The organism is Caulobacter sp. GW821-FHT11E10, assembly GCF_058808375.1.
The window spans coordinates 1-20,891 of record NZ_JBXARP010000003.1 but is presented as its reverse complement, the minus strand read 5'-3'; the positions used below and the strand labels follow the sequence as shown (position 1 = coordinate 20,891).

General features: G+C 68.8%; 18 protein-coding genes and 1 pseudogene. 10 read left to right on the top strand and 9 right to left on the bottom strand.

Translation table 11 applies throughout. From position 1 onward, the window contains the following. Positions 1-116 precede the first annotated feature (116 nt). Together AC1RRV_RS06000 and AC1RRV_RS05995 are read left to right on the top strand one after the other, a co-directional pair. A complete protein-coding gene (locus AC1RRV_RS06000; protein WP_492858686.1) occupies positions 117-1,430 on the top strand; it encodes a bifunctional folylpolyglutamate synthase/dihydrofolate synthase in 1,314 nt (437 codons plus the stop codon). Positions 1,431-1,515: 85 nt separating this feature from the next. Then, on the top strand, positions 1,516-1,623 hold the full coding sequence (locus AC1RRV_RS05995; protein WP_492083984.1) for a hypothetical protein: 108 nt from the start codon (positions 1,516-1,518) through the stop codon (positions 1,621-1,623). Between the two features lie 67 nt (positions 1,624-1,690). Here the strand turns inward: AC1RRV_RS05995 and trxA are convergent, their stop codons facing one another. The 7 genes from trxA to AC1RRV_RS05960 form a co-directional block, all read right to left on the bottom strand. Continuing rightward, positions 1,691-2,032 carry a thioredoxin gene (gene trxA / locus AC1RRV_RS05990; protein ID WP_492858685.1) on the bottom strand — a complete coding sequence of 114 codons (342 nt, stop codon included), beginning with the start codon at positions 2,030-2,032 and terminating at the stop codon, positions 1,691-1,693. 128 nt (positions 2,033-2,160) lie between these two features. Further along, the gene (addA, locus tag AC1RRV_RS05985; RefSeq protein ID WP_492858684.1) at positions 2,161-5,628 is read right to left on the bottom strand and encodes a double-strand break repair helicase AddA; all 3,468 of its coding nucleotides are present in this window, start codon (positions 5,626-5,628) and stop codon (positions 2,161-2,163) included. Then, positions 5,625-8,612, bottom strand: a complete 2,988-nt coding sequence (addB, locus tag AC1RRV_RS05980; protein ID WP_492858683.1) for a double-strand break repair protein AddB — start codon at positions 8,610-8,612, stop codon at positions 5,625-5,627. Before addB ends, addA begins: the two co-directional genes overlap by 4 nt. Then, positions 8,609-9,361, bottom strand: a complete 753-nt coding sequence (gene murU, locus AC1RRV_RS05975) for an N-acetylmuramate alpha-1-phosphate uridylyltransferase MurU (protein WP_492858682.1) — start codon at positions 9,359-9,361, stop codon at positions 8,609-8,611. Before murU ends, addB begins: the two co-directional genes overlap by 4 nt. After that, positions 9,361-10,446: an N-acetylmuramate/N-acetylglucosamine kinase AmgK gene (gene amgK / locus AC1RRV_RS05970; RefSeq protein WP_492858681.1), complete on the bottom strand. Its 1,086-nt coding sequence runs from the start codon at positions 10,444-10,446 to the stop codon at positions 9,361-9,363. The genes murU and amgK overlap by 1 nt, the downstream gene beginning before the upstream one ends. Beyond that, the gene (gene tsaE / locus AC1RRV_RS05965) at positions 10,436-10,882 is read right to left on the bottom strand and encodes a tRNA (adenosine(37)-N6)-threonylcarbamoyltransferase complex ATPase subunit type 1 TsaE (RefSeq protein WP_492858680.1); all 447 of its coding nucleotides are present in this window, start codon (positions 10,880-10,882) and stop codon (positions 10,436-10,438) included. The genes amgK and tsaE overlap by 11 nt, the downstream gene beginning before the upstream one ends. Next, positions 10,879-11,754 carry a 1-acyl-sn-glycerol-3-phosphate acyltransferase gene (locus AC1RRV_RS05960; protein WP_492858679.1) on the bottom strand — a complete coding sequence of 292 codons (876 nt, stop codon included), beginning with the start codon at positions 11,752-11,754 and terminating at the stop codon, positions 10,879-10,881. The genes tsaE and AC1RRV_RS05960 overlap by 4 nt, the downstream gene beginning before the upstream one ends. Before the next feature lie 97 nt (positions 11,755-11,851). Between AC1RRV_RS05960 and zapE the strand changes: the two genes are divergently transcribed. Both zapE and AC1RRV_RS05950 read left to right on the top strand, forming a co-directional pair. Continuing rightward, a complete protein-coding gene (gene zapE, locus AC1RRV_RS05955) occupies positions 11,852-12,973 on the top strand; it encodes a cell division protein ZapE (RefSeq protein ID WP_492858678.1) in 1,122 nt (373 codons plus the stop codon). A gap of 12 nt (positions 12,974-12,985) precedes the next feature. After that, complete coding sequence (locus tag AC1RRV_RS05950) at positions 12,986-13,567, top strand: GDP-mannose pyrophosphatase (RefSeq protein ID WP_492858677.1); 582 nt, start codon at positions 12,986-12,988, stop codon at positions 13,565-13,567. Here AC1RRV_RS05950 and AC1RRV_RS05945 read toward each other — a convergent pair whose 3' ends face one another. Beyond that, entirely contained in the window at positions 13,568-15,001 is a 1,434-nt protein-coding gene (locus tag AC1RRV_RS05945) for a sensor histidine kinase (protein ID WP_492858676.1), read from the bottom strand. Positions 15,002-15,173: 172 nt separating this feature from the next. Between AC1RRV_RS05945 and sdhC the strand changes: the two genes are divergently transcribed. The 6 genes from sdhC to AC1RRV_RS05915 all read left to right on the top strand — a co-directional run bounded on the left by sdhC (position 15,174) and on the right by AC1RRV_RS05915 (position 20,323). Then, on the top strand, positions 15,174-15,581 hold the full coding sequence (gene sdhC / locus AC1RRV_RS05940) for a succinate dehydrogenase, cytochrome b556 subunit (RefSeq protein WP_492858675.1): 408 nt from the start codon (positions 15,174-15,176) through the stop codon (positions 15,579-15,581). Beyond that, positions 15,548-16,003: a succinate dehydrogenase, hydrophobic membrane anchor protein gene (gene sdhD, locus AC1RRV_RS05935; protein WP_492859218.1), complete on the top strand. Its 456-nt coding sequence runs from the start codon at positions 15,548-15,550 to the stop codon at positions 16,001-16,003. The genes sdhC and sdhD overlap by 34 nt, the downstream gene beginning before the upstream one ends. After that, the gene (sdhA, locus tag AC1RRV_RS05930; RefSeq protein ID WP_492858674.1) at positions 16,003-17,790 is read left to right on the top strand and encodes a succinate dehydrogenase flavoprotein subunit; all 1,788 of its coding nucleotides are present in this window, start codon (positions 16,003-16,005) and stop codon (positions 17,788-17,790) included. The genes sdhD and sdhA overlap by 1 nt, the downstream gene beginning before the upstream one ends. A 7-nt stretch (positions 17,791-17,797) precedes the next feature. Continuing rightward, positions 17,798-18,580 carry a succinate dehydrogenase iron-sulfur subunit gene (locus AC1RRV_RS05925; protein WP_492858673.1) on the top strand — a complete coding sequence of 261 codons (783 nt, stop codon included), beginning with the start codon at positions 17,798-17,800 and terminating at the stop codon, positions 18,578-18,580. Between the two features lie 141 nt (positions 18,581-18,721). Beyond that, positions 18,722-19,960, top strand: a complete 1,239-nt coding sequence (locus tag AC1RRV_RS05920; RefSeq protein WP_492858671.1) for an NAD(P)/FAD-dependent oxidoreductase — start codon at positions 18,722-18,724, stop codon at positions 19,958-19,960. A gap of 42 nt (positions 19,961-20,002) precedes the next feature. Then, positions 20,003-20,323 carry a 2Fe-2S iron-sulfur cluster-binding protein gene (locus tag AC1RRV_RS05915; protein WP_492858670.1) on the top strand — a complete coding sequence of 107 codons (321 nt, stop codon included), beginning with the start codon at positions 20,003-20,005 and terminating at the stop codon, positions 20,321-20,323. A gap of 338 nt (positions 20,324-20,661) precedes the next feature. Here AC1RRV_RS05915 and AC1RRV_RS05910 read toward each other — a convergent pair. Continuing rightward, positions 20,662-20,891 (bottom strand): annotated as a pseudogene (locus tag AC1RRV_RS05910) (hypothetical protein); the annotation flags it as partial.

Genomic DNA, 20,891 nt, shown 5'->3' with positions numbered 1-20,891 from the left:
GCGTGGCAGCCGAAAGTGTGGGCGGTTTCGGCGCCTGCCACGCTCTAAAACTAGGAAAGCGAGCCTGTTTATCCGTTTCTGATGGCCCATCAGAAACGGACAGGCTCTGAGCCGTCTTGGGCGACCATCTCCGCGCCCACGACGCCGCCCTCGCGCGGCTTCAGGCGCTGCATCCCAAGCTGATCGACCTGTCGCTGGACCGGATGCGACGGCTATGCGCGGCGCTGGGCGATCCGCAGGACCGCCTGCCGCCGGTCATCCACGTGGCCGGCACCAATGGCAAGGGCTCGACGGTCGCGTATCTGCGGGCCATGGCCGAGGCGGCGGGGCTCAAGGTTCACGTCTTCACCTCGCCCCACCTGGTCCGCTTCGCCGAGCGCATCCGCCTGGCCGGGACCCTGATCACCGACGACCACCTGGCCGAGGTGCTGGACCGCGTCGAGGCCGCCAACGCGGGCCAGGAAATCACCTTCTTCGAGATCACCACGGCCGCGGCCCTGGTCGCCTTCGCCGAGGTCCCGGCCGATCTCTGCATCGTCGAGGTTGGGCTGGGCGGGATCCTGGACGCCACCAACGTCATCACCCCCAAGGTCAGCGTCATCGCCCCGGTCGATATCGATCACCGCGAATTCCTCGGCGACACCCTCACGCAGATCGCCGGCGAGAAGGCCGGGATCATCAAGCCCGGCGCCCCGGCCGTCTCGGCCCGCCAGCAGGAAGAGGCCGAGACCGTGATCGAGGCCGCCGCCGGAAAGGCCGATGCCCCCCTGACGCTGATGGGCCGCGACTTCGACGCCTGGAACGAGCGCGGCCGACTGCTGGTCCAGATGCAGGATCGCCTGCTCGACCTGCCCGCCCCGTCGCTGCCGGGCGAGCACCAGTTCGCCAATGCAGGACTCGCGGTCGCCGCCCTCCTGACCCTGGCCGACCCGCGCATCGACGAGGCGGCCATGGGGCGCGGGATCGCCGGTACGGTCTGGCCGGCCCGCTTCCAGCGCCTGACCGCCGGTCCGCTGGCCGAGCGCGCCAAGGCGGCCGGGGCCGACCTCTGGCTGGACGGTGGCCACAATCCGCACGCTGGCCGCGCCGTAGCCCGCGCCGTCGCCGACCTCGCCGCCCGCGACGGCCGGCCCGTGGCGCTGATCTCGGGCCTGCTGGCCAACAAGGACGCGACCGGCTTCTTCGGCCCGTTCCGGGGCGTGGCGATCAAGGTCTTCACCGTCAGCTTCGAAGGCCACGCCGCGGCCAGCGCCGCCGAGACCGCCGCTTCGGCGGAGCTCGCCGGCCTCAGGGCCTGCGCCTGCGAAGGCGTCGAGGACGCCCTGGACCGCGCCCTCAAGCTGGAGCCGACGCCGCACATCCTGATCTGCGGCTCGCTCTATCTGGCCGGCGAGATCCTGGCGATGAGCCCAGAGACTTGGCCGACCTAAGGGCGTAAGGCTGACAGACGCCGATAGGGCGGCACGGCCCGCTGGACATCCTCGGCAGGCGCGCCCGCCCTGGCAGGAACCGCCGATGGCCAAGGGTCAGAAGAAGTCGAACAAGGAAGTCCGCAAACCGAAGGCCGAAAAGAAGGCCCCGCCGGTCTCGGTCTCGCCGTTCATCGTCACGGGCAAGAAGTAGCCATCAACGGAAAACGCCCGCCCCGCGTCAGCGGGACGGGCGTTTCGAAGTCAGCCTGAAAGGCGCTTTAGGCCGCCGAGACCGATTGGACGCCGGCTTCGTTCAGCCATTCCAGGATCTTCTGCTTCGGCATGGCGCCGACCTTCATCGAGGTCATCTGGCCGTCGCGGAACAGCATCATGGTCGGGATGCCGCGGACGCCGTAGCGTGACGGGGTCGTCGGGCTGTCCTCGATATTGACCTTGGCGACGGTGACCACGTCGGCCAGCTCTTCGGAGATCTGCTCCAGGGCCGGGGCGATCTGCTTACAGGGGCCGCACCACTCCGCCCAGAAGTCGACCAGCACGGGCTTGCTGGCCTTCAGGACGTCGGATTCGAAGGTGGCGTCGGTCACCGCAACGGTGCTCATGGTCTGCTCCAGTCTGGGCGTCGCGCGGCCGGCTTCCGGCGCGGAGGACGCGATAAGGGTTCATGCCCGGGATTCGTTCCGAGCGCTTGCACAAAGATGTAGGAGGACCAGACCGACCCGGCAACGGCCTAAGCCAGGCGGGCGAGCGCCTCGGTCATCACCTTTTCTGGAACCGGCATCAGTTTGGGACCGTCGGTCCACACCAGGGCCGCCTCCACCGCCCAGCCCGGAAACACCTCGCGCAGCACGGCGACATAGACCGCCATCTGGGCCAGATAGGCGGAGTCGGCGTCCTCGATTCGATCGGGCGAGGGCCGATTGGTCTTGTAATCGATCACCAGCACGCGGCCCTCGTCGACCACCAGCCGGTCGACACGGCCCGAGACCGCCAAGCCCTTGGGCAGGTGCGCGCTGGTTCCGGCTAGGGCGACCTCGGCGCGCGAGCCGGGTCCGAACACGGCGGCGAAGCGGGCGTCGTCCAGCACACCGAAGGCCGCCTCCGTCATTTCTTCGCGCTGATCGCCGGTCAGGTCGCGCTCGGCGGCCAGCAGGCGGCGGGCGGCGCCGAGGCGCTGGTCCGGCGCGACGTCGGGCAGCAGCTGCAGCAGCTTGTGGACGATCTCGCCCCGGCGATAGCGGCCCAGGCCCGAAACCCGCGCCAAGGGCGAGGGGGCGGGGACGCGGGCGTTGTCCTCGATCCGCGACGGCGCGGCGTAGCGGGCGGCGGCCGGTTCCGGCGGCGCCGCACGGGTCATCCAGTTCGGCGCGGCGACCGGCGCGCGAGCATCCTCCGCGACATGGGGCGCGCTCACCGGATCAGGGCCGTAGCGCAGGAAGCCCGCCTCCTCATCGCCGATCGGCCGCACGTCCGGAGCGATATCGGCATGGGCGAAGGCGGCGCGGGCGGCGGCGTACCAGCCGCCGACCTTGTCATCCTTGGTCCGGGCGTCGATGCGGCCGCACAGGATCAGCCGGTCCCGGGCTCGGGTCAGGGCGACGTAGAGCAGGCGCAGGGCCTCCTGGCTCTCCTTCTCCTCGCGGAGGCGGCGGGCCTTGCCCGAAGCTTCGCAATCATTCTTGCCGCTCGTGCACCACAGCAGGGCGCCGTCCTCGGTGACCAGCAGGGGCGACCCGCCCGCGCCGCGCTTCACGGTCGTCTCCGGCAGGAAGACGATCGGCGCCTCCAGGCCCTTGGAGCCGTGAGCGGTCATCACCCGCACCTCGCGCCGGGCGCCTTCCATCTCACGCTTGACCACGATGTCCAGGGCCGCGAAGTCGGCGACCAGGGCCTCGAGGTCGCGGACGCCACGCTGCTCGGCCTCCATCACCTGGGCCAGGAATTCGTCGAGCGCCTCCTCCGCCTCCGCGCCCAGGCGGGTCAGGACCTTGGCGCGGTGCGAGCGGCCGTCATCTCCAACCAGACCCAGCCAGCCGGCGAAAAACTCGAACGGCTGACGGCGGCGACCTTCGACCAGGGCCCAGTCCAGCACGGTTTTCGCCGCCGCCCATGCGGGACGCTCCTCGGCCCGGCGCTGGAGTTCGGTCCACAGCGTGGCCCGGCGACCCTTGGCCAGGGCGTAGACGTCATCGTCGCCCAGGCCACAGAACGGCGCCTTCAGCAGCGCCGCCAGGGTCAGGTCATCGTCGGGGAACAGGATGAACCGCCCCAGGGCCAGCAGGTCCTCGAAGGCGATGTGACTGGACAGCGACAGCCGGTCGGCTCCAGCCACCGGTACCCCGCGCCGTTTCAGCGCCCGCAGGATCTCCTCGAACAGCACCTTGCGGCGGCGGACCAGCACCAGGATGTCGCCGGCATGGGCGGCGCGATGGCGGCCCAGCTCCTTGTCGAACACCGCGTCGCCGCGATGCAGGATCGCGGCGGTCTCGGCGGCGATGGCCTCGGCCAGCCGGCGGTTGGCGCTGCGTTCGCCTTCCTCGTCGAGCGGCTTCTCCCAGGCTTCGCGCTCTTCGCCGGGCAGCTCGCGGGTCAGGGGCCAGAGGTCGACGCAGCCGGGACCGTCCTTGCGGAACGGTTCGTGGCGGACGAGATCCTGGCCGACCGGCGGCGGCACCCCTTCGCGGGTTTCCGGATCGGAGAACAGGGCGTCGACAAAGCTCAGCACCTCGCGGGTCGAGCGGTACGAGACGGTCAGCGGCACACCCTTGCCGATCGCGCCCACCGCCTCGATCTGAGCGATGTAGCCTTGGGTCTCGATCAGCAGACGCTGCGGATCGGCGCCCTGGAACGAATAAATCGACTGCTTTTCGTCGCCGACCACGAACAGGGTCCGGTCGGCCCGTCGGCCGCTCCAGCCCTCGGAGGTCTCGCCGGCGAAGAAGTCGGCGGTCAGGGCGCGCAGGATCGCCCACTGCTCGGGCGCGGTGTCCTGGGCCTCGTCCAGCAGGATGTGATCGATGCCGCCGTCCAGCTTGTAGAGCACCCAGGCGGCGTCGACCCTCTCGGTCAGCAGCACCCGGGCCCGGTCGATCAGGTCGGTGAAGTCCAGCGCGCCTCGCGCATCCTTCTCGATCTGGTGCGAGCTGACATAGAGCACCGCCAGCCGCAGCGCGTCGGCGGTGTCCTCGGCCACCTTGGCGGCGCGGACCCGCTCGCGGGCGGCTTCCAGCTTGGCTTGCTCCAGCAGCAGCGCCTCGCGCAGGTCCTCACGGCTCTTCAGGCCCGACGTCTTGCCCGGCCAAGTCGCGGGCGTGCCGTCGCCGCCCTCGGTGAACAGAGCGCGCAGGGCGAGATCGAGCGTCGCGTCCGGATCGCGGGCTACCGCGGCCAGGGCCTCGGCATATTTGGCGTCCTGCTTGCCGCCGCCGTCGAACAGCACGGTCGCGGCCGCGCGCCAGGCGCCGAGGTCCAGCCGCGCCATGGCCTGAGCGGCGAGATCGGCGGCTGAGGTCGGCGCATCGAAGCCGCACCGTTCCCAGGCGTCTGCGATCGCCTCCTGCAGGCCGCCGCAGCGGGCGACATGGGCCATGATCTGCCCACGCCGGGTCTCGAAACCGGCGAACATGGTCTCAAAGCTCTGGAAGTCGAGCGCCACGGAGAAACGGGCATAGGCCTCCGAGAACGCGTCTTCGTGGCTATCCACCCAGGCGGCGGTGGCGCGGCGGGCGGCGCGGGCGATGGCGGCGCCGGCCTGGTCGTCCATGACCGTGAAGCCGGGCGAGACCCCGGCCTCCAGCGGGAAGCGCCGCAACAGCTTTTCGCAGAAGGCGTGGATGGTCTGGATCTTCAGGCCGCCCGGCGTCTCCAGCGCCTGGGCGAACAGGGCGCGGGCTTCGGACAGGCGCTTGGCGTCATAGGTGGACTCGCTTTCGCCAACCAGTTTTACCAGCTCGGCCCGCAGGTCGGCGTCGCTGGTCACCGACCACTTGCCCAGCCGCTCGAACAGGCGCCGCTGCATCTCGGCGGCCGCCGCCTTGGTATAGGTCACGCACAGGATCGCCTCGGGCTTGACCTTGGCCAGCAGTAGGCGCGCGACCCGGTCGATCAGGGTCTTGGTCTTGCCCGACCCGGCATTGGCCGTGACGAAGGCCGAGATCGCCGGATCGGCGGCGATGCGCTGGGGATCGTGAAGGGTCATTCGCCCTCCCCGTCATCGCCGCTGGTCGACCACTCGAACACCCGCGCCAGGTGGGCGTAGTCGCCGGGGTGCTCCTTGACGAATTGCGGGGCGACCCGCGAGCGGTAGGGCTCGGCGGGATCGTCGTAGCGGGCGATCAGGGTCGACAGGCCTTCCAGCGCCTTCACGGCGGCCGCACTGGACTCTTCTCCGGCGAAAGCGCGGACTTGCTCTTCGCCAGCGGGACGTCTTCCGGTGACCCGGACATAGGTGAGGTCGCCAGGCGTGGGCTTGCCCAGGTCCGGAAAGCCGCCGTGCATCAGGATCGCCGCCGTCAGGGTCAGTTGCGGCGAGAAGCCGGTGTCGACCTGCTTCTGCGACGGCGCGGCGCCGGTCTTGTAGTCGAGGATGTGGGCGGTCCCGTCGGGCGTCGGCTCCAACCGGTCCGCCTTGGCGGTCAGGGTGAAGGGCCGGCCGTTGATCGACAGCTCCAGCTTGCCTTCGGCCTCGACCACGATCTTACGGGCCGTGGTCCGGCGCTGGCGCTCCCAGTCGGCGACCCACAGGGCAGCTTCGCGGGCCAAGGCGCGCTCTCGGGTCAGGGCCGTCGGCGGCATGCCGGCCTTGATCAAGTGATCGACATAGAGGGCTTCAAACACCGAGGCGGCATCGGCCGGGACGGCGTCAGGAAACTGCTCGGCGAAATCCTCGAAGGCGGCGTGGATGGCGGTGCCCCGGGCGCGGGCTTCGACAGGCTCGTCGGGACGCTCGAGCGGATAGAGCCGCAGGATATCGCGGGCCCAGACGGCGTAAGGATCGCGGGTCAGGGCCTCGACCCGGGTGACCGCCATCCTGCGCGGGCGGTCCTCGACCGGCGGCGTCGGGGCGGGGCGGCCGATCGGAGCGTAGGGGCCTGGCGCGTCGAGGGCGCGCACCCAGTCCAGTACGTCGTCGCGGCGCGGCAAGGTGAGACCAGCGCCGGCGGCCAGGGTCTTCAGCCGCCACAACCAGCGCGACTCGACGGCCGGCGCGCCGCCGCGCCGCTCGCAGTGAACCAGGATGACGTCCGGCGCGCTGGCGGCCTGGGCGAAGTCGTGGGCGGTCAGGCCGACGCGGCGCTCGGGCGGCGGCAGGCCGAGCCGCGAGCGCATCGGCCGCGACAGGAACGGATCGATCGGCGCGCCTTGCGGCCAGACGCCTTCCTCCAGTCCGGCCAGCACCAGCCTGTCGGCGCGGACCAGGCGAGCTTCGATCGCGCCCAGAATGCGCAGGCGCGGATGGGTGGCGCCGCCGACCCGGACGGTCTCCTCGTTGACCAGCCGGTCGAAGATGTCGGCGAAGGCTTGGGGCGAGGCGTCGGGCAGGGGCTCGCCGTCCTGGATCAGGGCGGCCATCAGCAGGCCAAGGCACTCACCAGCAGACCCCGCCCACAGACGGTTCGGCGCGATCAGGCCTTCCAGCGCCTCGACCAGGGCCTGGGCGGCGCGGGCCGGCGGGGCGAAGCCGTCGACATAGGGGCCGGCGGCATGGTCGACCGCGGCGAGCACGCGGTTGCACAGCGCCAAGGCGTCGGGAGCGTCCTTCAGCCGGGCCCGAAGCACCTCGACCGAGCCCGGCGCGGCGCCGCGCAGGCCCTTGCGCTCAAGTAGGGCGGCGGCCGGGGCCTCGTCTTCGCCCAGCACCAGCGGATGCTTGGCGAAGGCCAGAAGGCGGACGGGATCGAGCGGGGCCTCGGCCAGCCGCGCCAGGTGTAGGGCCAGGATCGCCGCGCCCGAGGCGGCCAGCGGCGCGCCCGCCGAGCTGTCGGGGATGACGCCCCAGCGCTGCAAGCGAGTCATCACCCGGCGAGCCAGGGTCTGGTCGGGCGTGACCAGGGCGGCGGTCATGTCGGGCGTTTCCAGCGCCTCGCGAAGCAGCAAGGCGCAGGCGCCGGCGGCCTCTTCCTCGGCGCGGGCGGCGATCACCGAGAAGCCGGTCAGCCCCTCGGCGACGGGGTCGAGATCGGGGGCCTCGGCGCGCAGGGCGGCGATCTGGGCCAGCCAGTCGGCGGTGGCCTCGGCGGGGCGCAGGGCCTCGTTGACGATCCGCCGCCGCCAGCGGCCGCGGCTGTCGACGTCCGGAACCCAGGCGCGGACCTCGGATCGGGCGACGCCGGCCCGGTCCAGCAGGCGCTTCATGGCGCCCTGCGGATGCTGCTCGCCCTGCGTCCCCTCGATCTGGGCCCAGGCGCTGTCGGCCAGGTCCTCGTCGAGGCCGGGCAGGACCACGGCGCCCTTCGGGGCGGCGGCCACGACGCGCAGCAGGTCGGCGGTGGCCGGGGCCGTGCCGGTCGAGCCGGCGGCGACCAGCACCTCGGTCGGCGGGTCCTTCTTCCATTGCGCTTCCAGGGCGCGAAGCAGTTTGACGCGACGCTCGGAGACGTCGATCAGGCCCAGGTCCTTCAGCCGCTCGGGCCAGGCGCGCAGCACGGCCTTCAAGAACCCGGCCGAGACCTGCCAGTGCTGGGCCAGATCGCCCTCGGCCAGGCCGTCCAGCTTGTCGTCGATCTCGATCTCCTCGATCTGCGAACTGTCGAGGAAGTCGGAAAGGGCCTTGGCCAGTTCCAGGGCCTGGACCGGGCCGGGTTTGAACGAGAGCAGGCCGCCATTGTCGACGACCAGCCGCGCCAGTTCGAACCGGCGGCGGCGCGAGGAGATGGCCGGGGGAATGCCCAGCGACAGGTAACCCGGCTCGAACGGCGGCTCGCCTTCGTCCAGGTCACCCAGGGGGCGGATCTGCGGGAGCAGCAGGGCCCGCCCGCCGCCGACCGCCAGGAAGGCGTCGGCCAGAGCGCGGGCCCCGCGTCGGGTCGGGGTCAGCACCGTGGCGCGAGGCAGGGCCTCGGGTCCCAATGGCTCCAGGGTGTTCAGAAGGCCGCGCGCCAGGTCGTCGACGAACGGCCGGTGCGCGGGGATCGAGAACCAGCGCGGCCCCGGTCTTTCGAAGAAAGGGGCCGGACCGCTCATGGCTGGGCCGGGCCCTCCTGGGAGAGCCGCGCCTCGGCCGCCAACTTGGCGTCTGGATCGCCGACGTGCATCCAGAGCCCGTCGGGGGCGACGCCGTGAACGCGATGGTCAGCCGCCAGCCGCTTCCACAGGGGCAGCAGCGAGAACGGCCCCTCGGGCCCGTCGGCGGTGATCGCCGGCTTGCAGATATGGACGCCGACATAGACGAGCGGCGCGATCTCGCCGGGATCCTTGAAGCGCACCGCGCCGTCGTCGCTCAGGAAAACGTCGCCGCTGTCATGGAAGCCGAGCGAGCCGGCGGTTGAGGCCAGCATCAGGCAGACGTCCATCTTGGCCGGATCCCAGGTCGCGGCGACGGCGTCGATGGCAGCGCCGGCGTGCTCGATCCAGACCGAGTCGATATTGGCCACGAACACCGGGCCCTCGCCCAGCAGCGGCAAGGCGTGCTTGATGCCGCCGCCGGTTTCCAAGGCTTGGGCGCGTTCGTCGGAGATGACGATGCGGGGCCCCAGGCCCTTGGCCTCGCGGGCCTTCAGGTGGCTTTCGACCAGGTCGGCGAAATAGTGGACATTGACGACGGCGGTCTCGACCCCGGCGGCGGCCAGGCGGTCCAGCATGTGGTCGATCAGGGCCTTGCCGGCGACCTCGACCAGGGCCTTGGGGCGGTCGTTGGTCAGGGGGCGCATGCGGGTGCCGAGGCCGGCGGCCAGCACCATGGCGACCTTGGGGGCGACTTTCGGAGCGCTCATCAGCGCGTCTCCACCGGAACGTAGCGATCGAACCAGGCCCTGAGGTCGGCCAGGGCCGGGTCGGCGAAGCAGACGTCCAGATAGACCCACAGACGCGGGATGAAGTCGGCGTAGCGGGGCTTGCCGTCGCGGGTCACAAGGCGGGCGAAGATGCCCAGGATCCGGATGATGTTGAGCGCCCCCAGCGCGTGATAGTCGGCCAGGAAGGTGGTGCGGTCCAACTCGGGTCGGGCGGCCAGATAACGGTCGAGGCTGACGCCTTCGCGCTCGGGCGAAACGGTGCGGCGGGCGTCATGCAGCAGCATCGACAGATCCCAGGCCGGATGGGCCAGGACCGCGTCCTGGAAGTCCAGCATGCCGACCCGCGCCGCGCCGTCGCGCTCCGGCAGCCAGATCAGGTTCTCGGCGTGATAGTCGCGATGGCAGAAGACGGTCGCGCCGGCCTCGCCCTTGGCGCGGATCGGGGCCCAGATGGCTTCCCATTCCGCGAGCGCCGCGTCGTCGAAGGTCAAGTCGCGGAACTTCGGCTGCCACTCGACGAAGATGTCGTGGGCGGTCTTCAAGGCCAGGTTGTCATAGGCCAGCAGCGGCCAGGTCGAACCGTCGTAGTTCAGGATATCCGGTGTCGGCGCGGCGTGGATCGCCAGCAGGCCGTCGATCGCGGCGTCATAGAGTGGACCCTCGTCGGTCCCGGTCTCGATCAGACGGGCGTAGAGGTCGTCGCCCAGGTCCTCCAGCACGGCCAAGCCCGCCGAGGCGTCAGCGGCCAGCACTTTCGGCGCCGACAGGCCTTGGGCGTTCAGCCAGCCCGCGCAGGCGACGAAGGCGTCCACCCGGCCGGCGGCCAGGCGAGCCAGGGCGTTGTAGCCGAGGGCGGCGCGTTCGGCCGGCGTGGCGTCCGGCGGGCAGGGCGCGGTCTCGACCGACGGCGGTTGGTCCATGAAGATGAAGCTGGCGCCGCCATTCCTGTGCAAGCGCTCGTACGACCGCGTCGAGGCGTCGCCGCCCAAGCTCTCACGACGAACGTCGCCGAAGCCGTGGGCCTCCAGGAACGCGGCCTTCGCCGTCTCACGCTCAGAACTCAAGGGAACGTCCTTCGAAATCGCCGTGCCGCACGATGACGGCGCGTCGCGCGTCGCCGTCCAGGGCGATGTCTATATCGAGCCGAGTCGGCGGCAAACGCCCTTCGAGCCTCTGGGGCCATTCGATCAGGGCGACGCCGTCGTCGAGAGCCTCGTCCAGACCGATCTCATAGGCCTCGTCGGGGTCCGACAGGCGATAGAGGTCGAAGTGGGCCAGCGGAAACGTGGCCGTCTCGTAGAACTGCACCAGGGTGAAGGTCGGGCTGGGCACCTCCTCGTCCGGCGTGGTCAGGGCGCGGATCAGGGCGCGGGCCAGGGTCGATTTGCCGGCGCCCAGCGGACCGGTCAGGCAGACGGCGTCGCCAGGGCGCAGGGCGACGGCCAACTGGCGACCCAGCGCCTGGGTCGCGGCCTCGTCGGCAAGAAAGATGGTGGTCACGCGGGCAGGCTCATCGGATCGGTCGGTAATGTACGCTCCACATAGCGCTTCAACGCCTCCGTGGCCTCTCCCGTATCATCGGGCAAGCTTTCAGGGTCGATCGGCGCGCCAACGATCAGCGAGAACCGCCGGCCCTTCTTGTTCAGCAGCTCGTGAAAAAGCGTGATGTCCCGCAGCTCCTTCCAGCGCTTGTCGAACAGGTGGAAGAGCGTCGACCACGGGCCGGTCAGGTGGAGCGGCACGATCGGCGCGCCGTACTTGCGGGCCAGCGAGACGGCCGAGGTCATCCACGGCGGGTCGGTCAGGCGGCCCTCGGCGTCCTTCACCGCCAGGCGGCCGGCCGGGAAGATCATCAGGGCCCGTTCGGCCTCCATCGCCTCCCGCGTCATGGTCAGGGTCAGCCGCATGCGCTCGCGGCTGCGCTTTTCCTCGACCCATTCGACGGGGATCAGCACCTCGTCGAACTGGCGACAGACCCTGTGGGCGTCGGCGTTGGCGTAGAAGACGACGTCCGGCCGCCGGACCTTGATCGCGTCATAGACCGCCACGCCGTCGCCGATGCCGGTCGGGTGGTTGGCCACGATGATGACGCGACCGGTGGGGGGCAGGTGCTCCAGGCCCGCGACCTCGACCTTCAACGCGAGCAGGTCGGAGACATGATCCAGCGCCGCGCGGCCGCCCATCGCCTCGATCGTCTCGGCCATCCGCCGCGCCTTGCTGTAGTCGAGCAGCCCGTAGAGTCCTGGACGAACCAACGGCCAGATCGCCGACCCGGTCAGGCGCGGCGCGCGCTCGGCGATCAGGGCGTCGATGATGTGGGGCGACGTGGCGTCTTGCGCTTCGACCGCCCCAAGGGCCGGAACATGAACCATGACGGGAGCTTAGGCGCGGGTCGCGAGTCTGTCAGCCGACGGATGACGTACGGGCGGGCTTCCATTGGAACGCCTCACGCGCTAACCGCACTTCTCGATGCCGACATCTCTCCGCACCGCCTACCGCGAGCGCCTGGCCCAGGGCGAGATCAAGCCGGACGTCGCCCAGGCCGCCGCCGTCGAGGCGCTGTCACGGCTGGAGTCCGATCTCGACTCCGCCGGCGAGCCGGGGTTCTCGCTGTTTGGCCGCAAGCCCAAGAGCCAGCGCGGCGTCTATCTCTGGGGTCCGGTCGGGCGCGGCAAGTCCATGCTGATGGACCTGTTCTTCGACAGCGCCCCGATCGTCCGGAAGCGCCGCATCCACTTCCACGCCTTCATGGCCGAGGTCCACGCCGACATCGACGCCTGGCGCAAGGGCGACGCGGCGGCGCGCAAGGCCCGTTTCGGCCAGTCCAAGGGCGACGACCCGATCGCGCCGACCGCCGAGCGGATCGCCGACGAGGCGCGCTTGCTGTGCTTCGACGAACTGCAGGTCACCGACATCGCCGACGCCATGATCCTGGGCCGGCTGTTCGAGGCGCTGTTCGCACGGGGCGTCACCCTGGTCGCGACCTCGAACCGTCCGCCGGAGGACCTCTATAAGGATGGCCTCAACCGCCAGCTCTTCCTGCCGTTCATCGACATGCTGAAGTCGGCGCTGGACGTTGTCGCCGTGCGCGGCCCTGTCGACTTCCGCCTGGACCGCCTGCGCGCAGCCGCCCGCACCTGGCTGGCCCCGAACGACAAGGCGAACCAGGCCGAGTTCGAGCGCCTGTGGGCCGACATGCTGGACGGCGCGTCCGAGACCGGCGCGACGCTTGAGGTCCTAGGCCGCAAGATGCGCCTGCCCCGCGCGGCCGGCGGCCTGCTGCGCTCGTCGTTCGCCAGCCTGTGCCAGCAGGCGCTGGGGCCGCAGGACTATCTGGCCGTGGCCGAGCGCTTTCACACCATCTTCCTGGAAGACGTGCCGTGCCTGACGCCGGCCCGGCGCGACGCGGCCAAGCGGTTCAACACCTTGATCGACGCGCTCTACGAGGCCGACGCCAAGCTGGTGGCCCTGGCCGACGCCGAGCCCGAGGCGCTGTATCCCGAAGGCGACGGCTCGTTCGAGTTCGAACGCACCGTCTCGCGGTTGCAGGAGATGCGCTCGGCCGACTATGTGGCGCGGATCCGGGACTAGGAGAGTCGGAAGATGTCCGTCAAAGACCGCATCCGCGTCCGCGAGACCAGGTTGCTCTCCGACAACTGGTACGTCCTGAAGACGACGACCTTTGACTGGAAGCGGCGCGACGGAGTCTGGCAGACGCAAGCCCGCGAGCACTACGACCGGGGCAATGGTGCGGCGCTGCTGCCTTACAATCTTCAGAACCGCACGGTGCTGCTGGTCCGCCAGTTCCGGTATCCGGCCTTCGTCAATGGCTATGACGACCTGCTGATCGAAGCCGCCGCCGGCCTGCTGGACGACGCCGAGCCCGAGGTCAGGATCCGGGCTGAGGTCGAGGAGGAGCTGGGTTATCGCCTCGGCGCGGTGCGGCCCGTGTTCCAGGCCTATATGAGCCCTGGCTCGGTGACCGAGATCCTCCACTTCTTCATCGCCGAATATGACGCGACGATGCGGATCGGCGAGGGCGGTGGCCATCCCGACGAGGGCGAGGACATCGAGGTGCTGGAGCCGACGATCGACGAGGCGCTGGCCATGATCGCCGATGGCCGCATCCGTGACGCCAAGACCATCATGCTGCTGCAGCACCTGGCCCTGACGGTGTTTCGATAGCTAGCTGAAGTCGCGGACCAGGGGCGCTTCGAACCGGACGATCAGGCCGTCGACGCTGTAGTCGGCGTTGATCTTTCCCCGGAGCTCGCTGGTGATGCTGCGCTCGATCAGGCGCGAGCCGAAACCACGACGCTCCGGCTGAGCGGCCGGCGGTCCGCCGGTCTCGCGCCATTCGAACTTCAGCTGATCCTCGTCCGTGATCGACCAGGTCAGCCGCAGATGGCCGGCGGTGGAGAGGGCCCCGTACTTGGCGGCGTTCGTGGCCAGTTCATGGAAGACCATGCCCAGCGACAGCGCGACGCGCGCCGGCAGGTGGACGTCCGGACCGTTCATGGCCACGCGCTCGGCGCCGTAGGGGCCCAGCTCCTGGACCAGGATCTGGCGCAGTCCCGCGCCGACCCACTGGCTGTCGGTCAGGGCGTTGTGGGTCTGGGACAGGGCCAGCAGGCGGGACTCGAAGGCGGCCGCGAAAGCCTCGGGAGTGCGGGCGCCGCGAAGGGTCTGCTGGGCGATGGCCTGTACGGTGGCCAGGGTGTTCTTCACGCGGTGGTTCAGTTCGTCGAGCAGCAGGCGCTGGCGCGCGTCGGCCTGGACCTGATCGGTCATGTCGACGCCCTCGACGAAAACACCTGACGCCGTTCCATCGGCCTCGATGATCGGCTGGTAGATGAAGTCGAGATAGCGTTCCTCCAGCGGCGCGCCGACGGTGCGCTGCAGCGCGACCTTCACGCGCCGGCCGACGAAGGCCTCGCGGGTTTCCATCACGCGGTCTAGAAGCTCGACGAATCCCTGGTCGACCATCTCGGGCAAGGCTGTCCCGATGGGCAGGCCGGTGACCTCGCGGTGCCCGATCAGCTGGGCGTAGGCGTTGTTGGCCAAGTCGAACACGTGGTCGGGGCCACGCAGCACCGCCATGAAGCTGGGCGCCTGCATGACGAGGTTGCGCAGCTGGCGGCTTTGGGATTGCACCGTCTCGGCCCGCCGCAGCACCTCGTCGCCCAGCATGGCGGCCGAACGCGACCCGAAGGCCGCCTCCTTCAGGCGCTGGATCGCGGTGATGTCCTGGGTGTGCTGCAGGATGTAGCAGGTTGCGCCGGTCTCGTCGGGGATCGGCGTGTGGGTGGCGCTCCAGATTCGGTCCTCGAAACCGCCGCCCTGCTCGGCGGGGCGCTCGATCGCGTAGTGAATAAGCGGCAGCTCAGTAATCTCGCCGGTGTCGCGGGCGCGGGCCAGGGATGTCTCCAGTTCGGCGCGGCTGGCGCCCTCGGACGGGAAGGCGTCGAACACGTTGCGACCGGCCAGGTCCTCCCACCGGCGCTGCAGCGTCCGCAGATAGGCCGGATTGGCAGCGATGTAGCGGAAATCGCGGTCCAGCAGCATGTAAGGGGAGGGGATGCGATCGAATATTTCGCTGAAGTCGATCGAACTGGTCATGCCTTCCCCCCGGAGCACCGACCGTAACGCAACCTTCGCCGTCGAGGTTCCCGACCCTACCCAGGATGAGATCTGCGAACGTTTCTCAACAGGGGTCGGTTTAATTGACACCCCCGCCCTCGCGCTTAAAAGCGTCCCGCAACGCACAAAGGCTACTGGGGTTGGACCTCTCATGACCGACACGAGCCGGGGGCTGCCTGAGCGCCCGATGTCGCCGCACCTGCAGGTGTGGCGCTGGCATATCACCATGGCCTGCTCGATCCTCCACCGCGGCTGTGTCGTCGGCCTGTGGGTCGGCGCGCTGATCCTGGCCGGCTGGGCCGCCGCCCTCGCCGCCGGCCCCGACGCCTATGCCTGCTATGTCGGCCTGCTGGGCTCGCCGATCGGCAAGCTGGTGCTGCTGGGCGAAACCTTCGCCGTCTTCTTCAACGTCGCCTATGCCATCCGCCAGACCTTCTGGGACATCGGCAAGGGCTTCGCGCCGCGCATCGCCGACATGACCGGCGCCATGGCGATCGCCTTCGCGATCGTGGCGACGATCGTCACCTGGGTCATCGCCGGCGCGAACGGAGCGTTCTGATCATGAGCAAGAACGATTTCTTCCAGCCCCTGCAGTTCCGCACGCCGCTGTCGCGCGCACGCGGCACGGGGGCCTCGCGCCACGGCGTCGGACATTTCATCACCGAGCGCGTTTCGGGCCTGGCCCTCATTCCGCTGAGCCTGTGGGGCGTCTATGCCGCCCTGAAGCTGATCGGCGCCGACCAGCACACGGTCGCGGCCTGGATGGCTCAACCGGTCAATGCCGTGCTGACCAGCCTGCTGCTGATCGCGGCCCTGATCCACCTGCAGCATGCGGTCCAGGTGGTGATCGAAGACTATATCCACCGCTTCACGAGCAAGTCGGCCCTGGTGATCGGCAATCTGTTCGTCTGCGTGCTGGCCGGCGCCGTGGGGGTCTTCTCGATCCTCAAGGTGGCCCTGACCGTGACCGGAGCCCATTGATGTCGGCCTACAAGTTCATCGATCACAAGTTCGACGTCGTCGTCGTCGGCGCCGGCGGCTCGGGTCTCCGCGCCGCGCTGGGCGCCGCTCAAGCCGGCCTCAAGACCGCCTGCATCACCAAGGTGTTCCCGACCCGCAGCCACACCGTGGCGGCGCAGGGCGGCATCTCGGCCTCGCTGGGCAATATGAGCCATGACGACTGGCGCTGGCACATGTTCGACACCGTCAAGGGTTCGGACTGGCTGGGTGACCAGGACGCCATCGAGTACCTGACCCGCAACGCCCCGGCCGCGGTCTACGAGCTCGAGCACTGGGGCGTGCCGTTCTCGCGCACCTCGGACGGCAAGATCTATCAGCGCGCCTTCGGCGGCATGACCAAGAACTACGGCGAAGGCCCGATCCAGCGCACCTGCGCGGCGGCAGACCGCACCGGTCACGCCATGCTGCACACGATGTACGGCCAGTCCCTGGCCCACGACACCGAGTTCTTCATCGAGTACTTCGCCCTCGACCTGATCATGGACGACGGCGTCTGCCGCGGCGTGACGGCGTGGAAGCTTGACGACGGCACCCTGCACCGCTTCCAGGCCCAGACGGTGATCCTGGCGACGGGCGGTTACGGTCGCGCCTATTTCTCGGCCACCTCGGCCCACACCTGCACGGGCGACGGCAACGCCATGGCGCTGCGCGCCGGCCTGCCGCTGCAGGACATGGAATTCGTGCAGTTCCACCCCACCGGCATCTACGGCGCCGGCTGCCTGATCACCGAAGGCGCCCGCGGCGAAGGCGGCTACCTGACCAATTCGGAAGGCGAGCGCTTCATGGAGCGCTATGCGCCGTCCGTGAAGGACCTGGCGCCGCGCGACATGGTCAGCCGCGCGATGACCATCGAGATCCGCGAAGGTCGCGGCGTGGGTCCGAACAAGGACCACATCTTCCTGCACCTGGATCACCTGGATCCCAAGATCCTGCACGAGCGCCTGCCCGGCATCTCCGAGACCGCCAAGGTCTTCGCCGGCGTCGACGTCACCAAGGCTCCGATCCCGGTGCTGCCGACCGTCCACTACAACATGGGCGGCATCCCGACGAACTATCACGGCGAAGTCGTCACCAAGTCGGGCGACAACCCCGACCAGGTGATCCCGGGCCTGATGGCCGTGGGCGAGGCGGCCTGCGTGTCGGTGCACGGCGCCAACCGCCTGGGCTCGAACTCGCTGATCGACCTGGTGGTTTTCGGTCGCGCCGCGGCCCTGCGCTGCGCCGAGGTCTTGAAGCCGGGCGCCAAGCAGCCGGAACTGAAGGACGCCTGGACCGACGGTCACCTGGCCCGCTTCGACCGCTTCCGGAACGCCTCGGGCTCGACTTCGACCGCCGAGCTGCGTCTCGAGATGCAGAAGGCCATGCAGGAAGACGCCGCGGTGTTCCGCACCGGCGAAAGCCTGGACAGCGGCGTTGCCCGCCTGGCCGAGGTCTGGCGCAAGAAGGCCGATATCAAGGTCAGCGATCGGGGTCTGGTGTGGAACACCGACCTGATGGAGACCCTGGAGTTCGACAACCTGATCGGCCAGGCGGTGGTCACGGTGAACGGCGCGGCCAACCGCACCGAGAGCCGCGGCGCCCACGCCCGTGAGGACTTCTCGGACCGCAACGACACCGAGTGGATGAAACACACCCTGGCCTGGCTCGACATGGAGTCTGGCAAGGTGAAGGTCGATTACCGCCCGGTGCACAGCTACACCATGTCGGACGACATCGCTTACATCCCGCCGAAGCAACGGGTCTACTGAGGGTACGATGGTCGAACTCGCACTCCCCAAGAACTCGCAGGTCAAGTCGGGCAAGCACTGGCCCGCGCCGGCCGGATCCAAGAAGGTCAAGACCTTCAAGATCTATCGCTACGATCCCGAAGCAGGCGGCAATCCGCGCTGGGACACCTACGACGTCGATATGGACGCCGTGGGGCCCATGGTCCTGGACGCTCTGCTCTACATCAAGAACACCATCGACCCGACCCTGGCTTTCCGCCGGTCGTGCCGGGAAGGGGTTTGCGGTTCCTGCTCGATGAACATCGGCGGCCGCAACACCCTGGCCTGCACCCACGGCTGGGCCGAGGTGCCGGGCAAGGCCGTCCAGATCAGCCCGCTGCCGCACCTGCCGGTGGTCAAGGACTTGATCCCGGACCTGACGCTGTTCTACGCCCAGTACGCCTCGATCGAGCCCTGGCTGCACACCGACACGCCCGAGCCGCAGACCGAGTGGAAGCAGTCGCCGGAAGACCGCGAGAAGCTCGACGGTCTCTACGAGTGCATCCTGTGCGCCTGCTGCTCGACCTCGTGCCCCAGCTACTGGTGGAACGGTGACAAGTATCTGGGCCCGGCGGCCCTGCTGCACGCCTATCGCTGGCTGATCGACAGCCGCGACGAGGCCACCGGCGATCGCCTCGATGCGCTCGAGGATCCCTTCAAGCTCTATCGCTGCCACACGATCATGAACTGCGCCCAGGTCTGCCCGAAGGGGCTGAACCCGGCGAAGGCCATCGCCGAGATCAAGAAGATGATGGTCGAGCGCGTCGTCTGACGGGTTCGCGTTTCTTTGCTTTTGAAAGCGGCGGCCGGGACTGGGTTTCGGCCGCCGTTTTTCTGTCTATCTATCCGCCTCGATCAAGGCGCTTGCCAATAGGTGACGCCGGCGTCATTTTTGACGAAAGGGAGGGCGTTCTTGAGCGCTAACGTCAATCAGAACGCATGCGTCGTCATCGTCGGCGCGGGTCACGCGGGTGGTTCGGCCGCCGCGTTCCTGCGCCAGTACGGTCACGAGGGCCGAATCGTCCTGATCGGCGACGAGCCGCTGCTGCCCTATCAACGTCCGCCGCTCTCCAAGGCCTGGCTGAAGGGCGAGGCCGACGCCGAGTCGCTCTCGCTGAAGCCCGCCGAGTGGTACGCCGACAATAATGTCTTCCTGCGCCTGTCCGGCGTGGCCGAGCGGATCAACCGGTCGGCGAAGACCGTGACCCTGGCCTCGGGCGAGGCCATTTCCTACGACTTCCTCATCCTGGCCACCGGCGCCCGCGCCCGGGCGTTGCCGCTTCCCGGCGCCGACCTGGCCGGCGTCCTGGCCCTGCGCACCGCGGCTGACGCCGAGTTGCTCAAGCACGCTCTGGGCGCCGACAAGCGGCTGGCCGTGATCGGCGGAGGCTATGTCGGCCTCGAGGCCGCGGCCTCGGCCCGCGCCCTAGGCAGCCACGCCACGGTGATCGAGCGCGAGAGCCGGGTCCTGGCGCGCGTCGCCTGCGAGACACTGTCGCTGTTCTTCCAGGACTATCATGGCCGCCACGGCGTCACGTTCGAGCTGAACGCGGGCGTCGCGGGCTTCGAGGGCGAGAACGGCCACGTCACCGGCGTGCGGTTCGCCGATGGCTCTGTCGCGCCCTGCGATGTCGCCCTGGTCGGGGTCGGCGCTGTTCCCAATGACGAGCTGGCCAAGGATGCGGGTCTCGCGACCGCCAACGGCGTGGTCGTCGACCTGGAGGCGCGGACCGATGATCCGTCGATCTTCGCGATCGGCGACGTCACCCACCGGCCGCTGCCGCTCTATGAGCGTCAGTTCCGTCTGGAAAGCGTGCCCAACGCCTTGGAGCAGGCCAAGCAGGCCGCGTCGGCGATTCTGGGACGCCCGGGACCCGCGCCAGAGGTTCCGTGGTTCTGGTCCGACCAGTATGATCTGAAGCTGCAGATCGCCGGCCTGCCGTTCGAGGCCGACCGCCAGGTGGTGCGTGGCGACGTCGCCGCCGCCAAGTTCGCCGTCTTCCACCTGAAGGGCGATCTGGTCCAGGCGGTCGAGGCGGTCAATGCGCCGCCCGAGTTCATGGCCGGCAAGCAACTGATCGCCAAGCGCACGCCGGTCGATGTGACCAAGCTCGCCGATCCGTCGGTGTCCATGAAAGAGGTGGCGGCCTGAGGGCCGCCTTATAGAGAGCCTTCCAAGGGTAACGAGAGACAGATGGCCAAGATCACCTACATCGAACACGACGGCGCCGAACACGTCCTCGACGTGAAGCCCGGCCTGACCGTCATGGAAGGCGCCGTGAAGAACAATGTGCCGGGCATCGACGCCGATTGCGGCGGAGCCTGCGCCTGCGCGACCTGCCATGTGTATGTGGATGAGGCCTGGCTGGATAAGACCGGCGACAAGTCGGCCATGGAGGAGTCGATGCTGGACTTCGCCGAGAACGTGGAACCCAACAGCCGCCTGTCGTGCCAGATCAAGGTAAGCGACGCGTTGGACGGCCTGGTCGTGCGCCTGCCGGAAAGCCAGCATTAATCACGGCGTCAAAAGAGCGTCGTTATATTGTCGCGAGGGGGTTGCCAGCCGGGAGGTCGGCGACTAGATCAACGCCTCGCTCGGAACGGCATCGCGACCGGACGACGCGGCCCCCGAAAGGGAGTTGCATCGGTTCAGACGCTTCGCTAAACACCGCGCTCCAATCGACTCGATGACGGATCCGCAAGGGCGGCCACGGCGGCCCAGGGATCCTTTTTTGTCTCTTCGATCCCGGTTCTCCGGTGCTTCGAAAAAGCCAAAAAGAGTTGGTTGACTTCGGAATGTCGCCTCTTTAGAAGCGCCCCTCCGAGACATCGCAGACAAGAGTTCGCAAGAATTCAGCGGCGCGATGTTAAGTCATTCAAGTAGTTGTTCTGAAGTTTCTTCAAAATAACTAGTTGACTGGCAAGGTTAGCTTCTCTAGAAGCTGGCCGCTCTGGTGTCTCTGGGATTTCCCGGGGTCGCCGCTCTGGTTCGAAACGTTTTGAAAAAAACGATTTGACACGGAAAACGAGGTTGGATAGATAGCCGCCTCCGCCGACATCGGGCGCTAAACGATGGGCTGGCC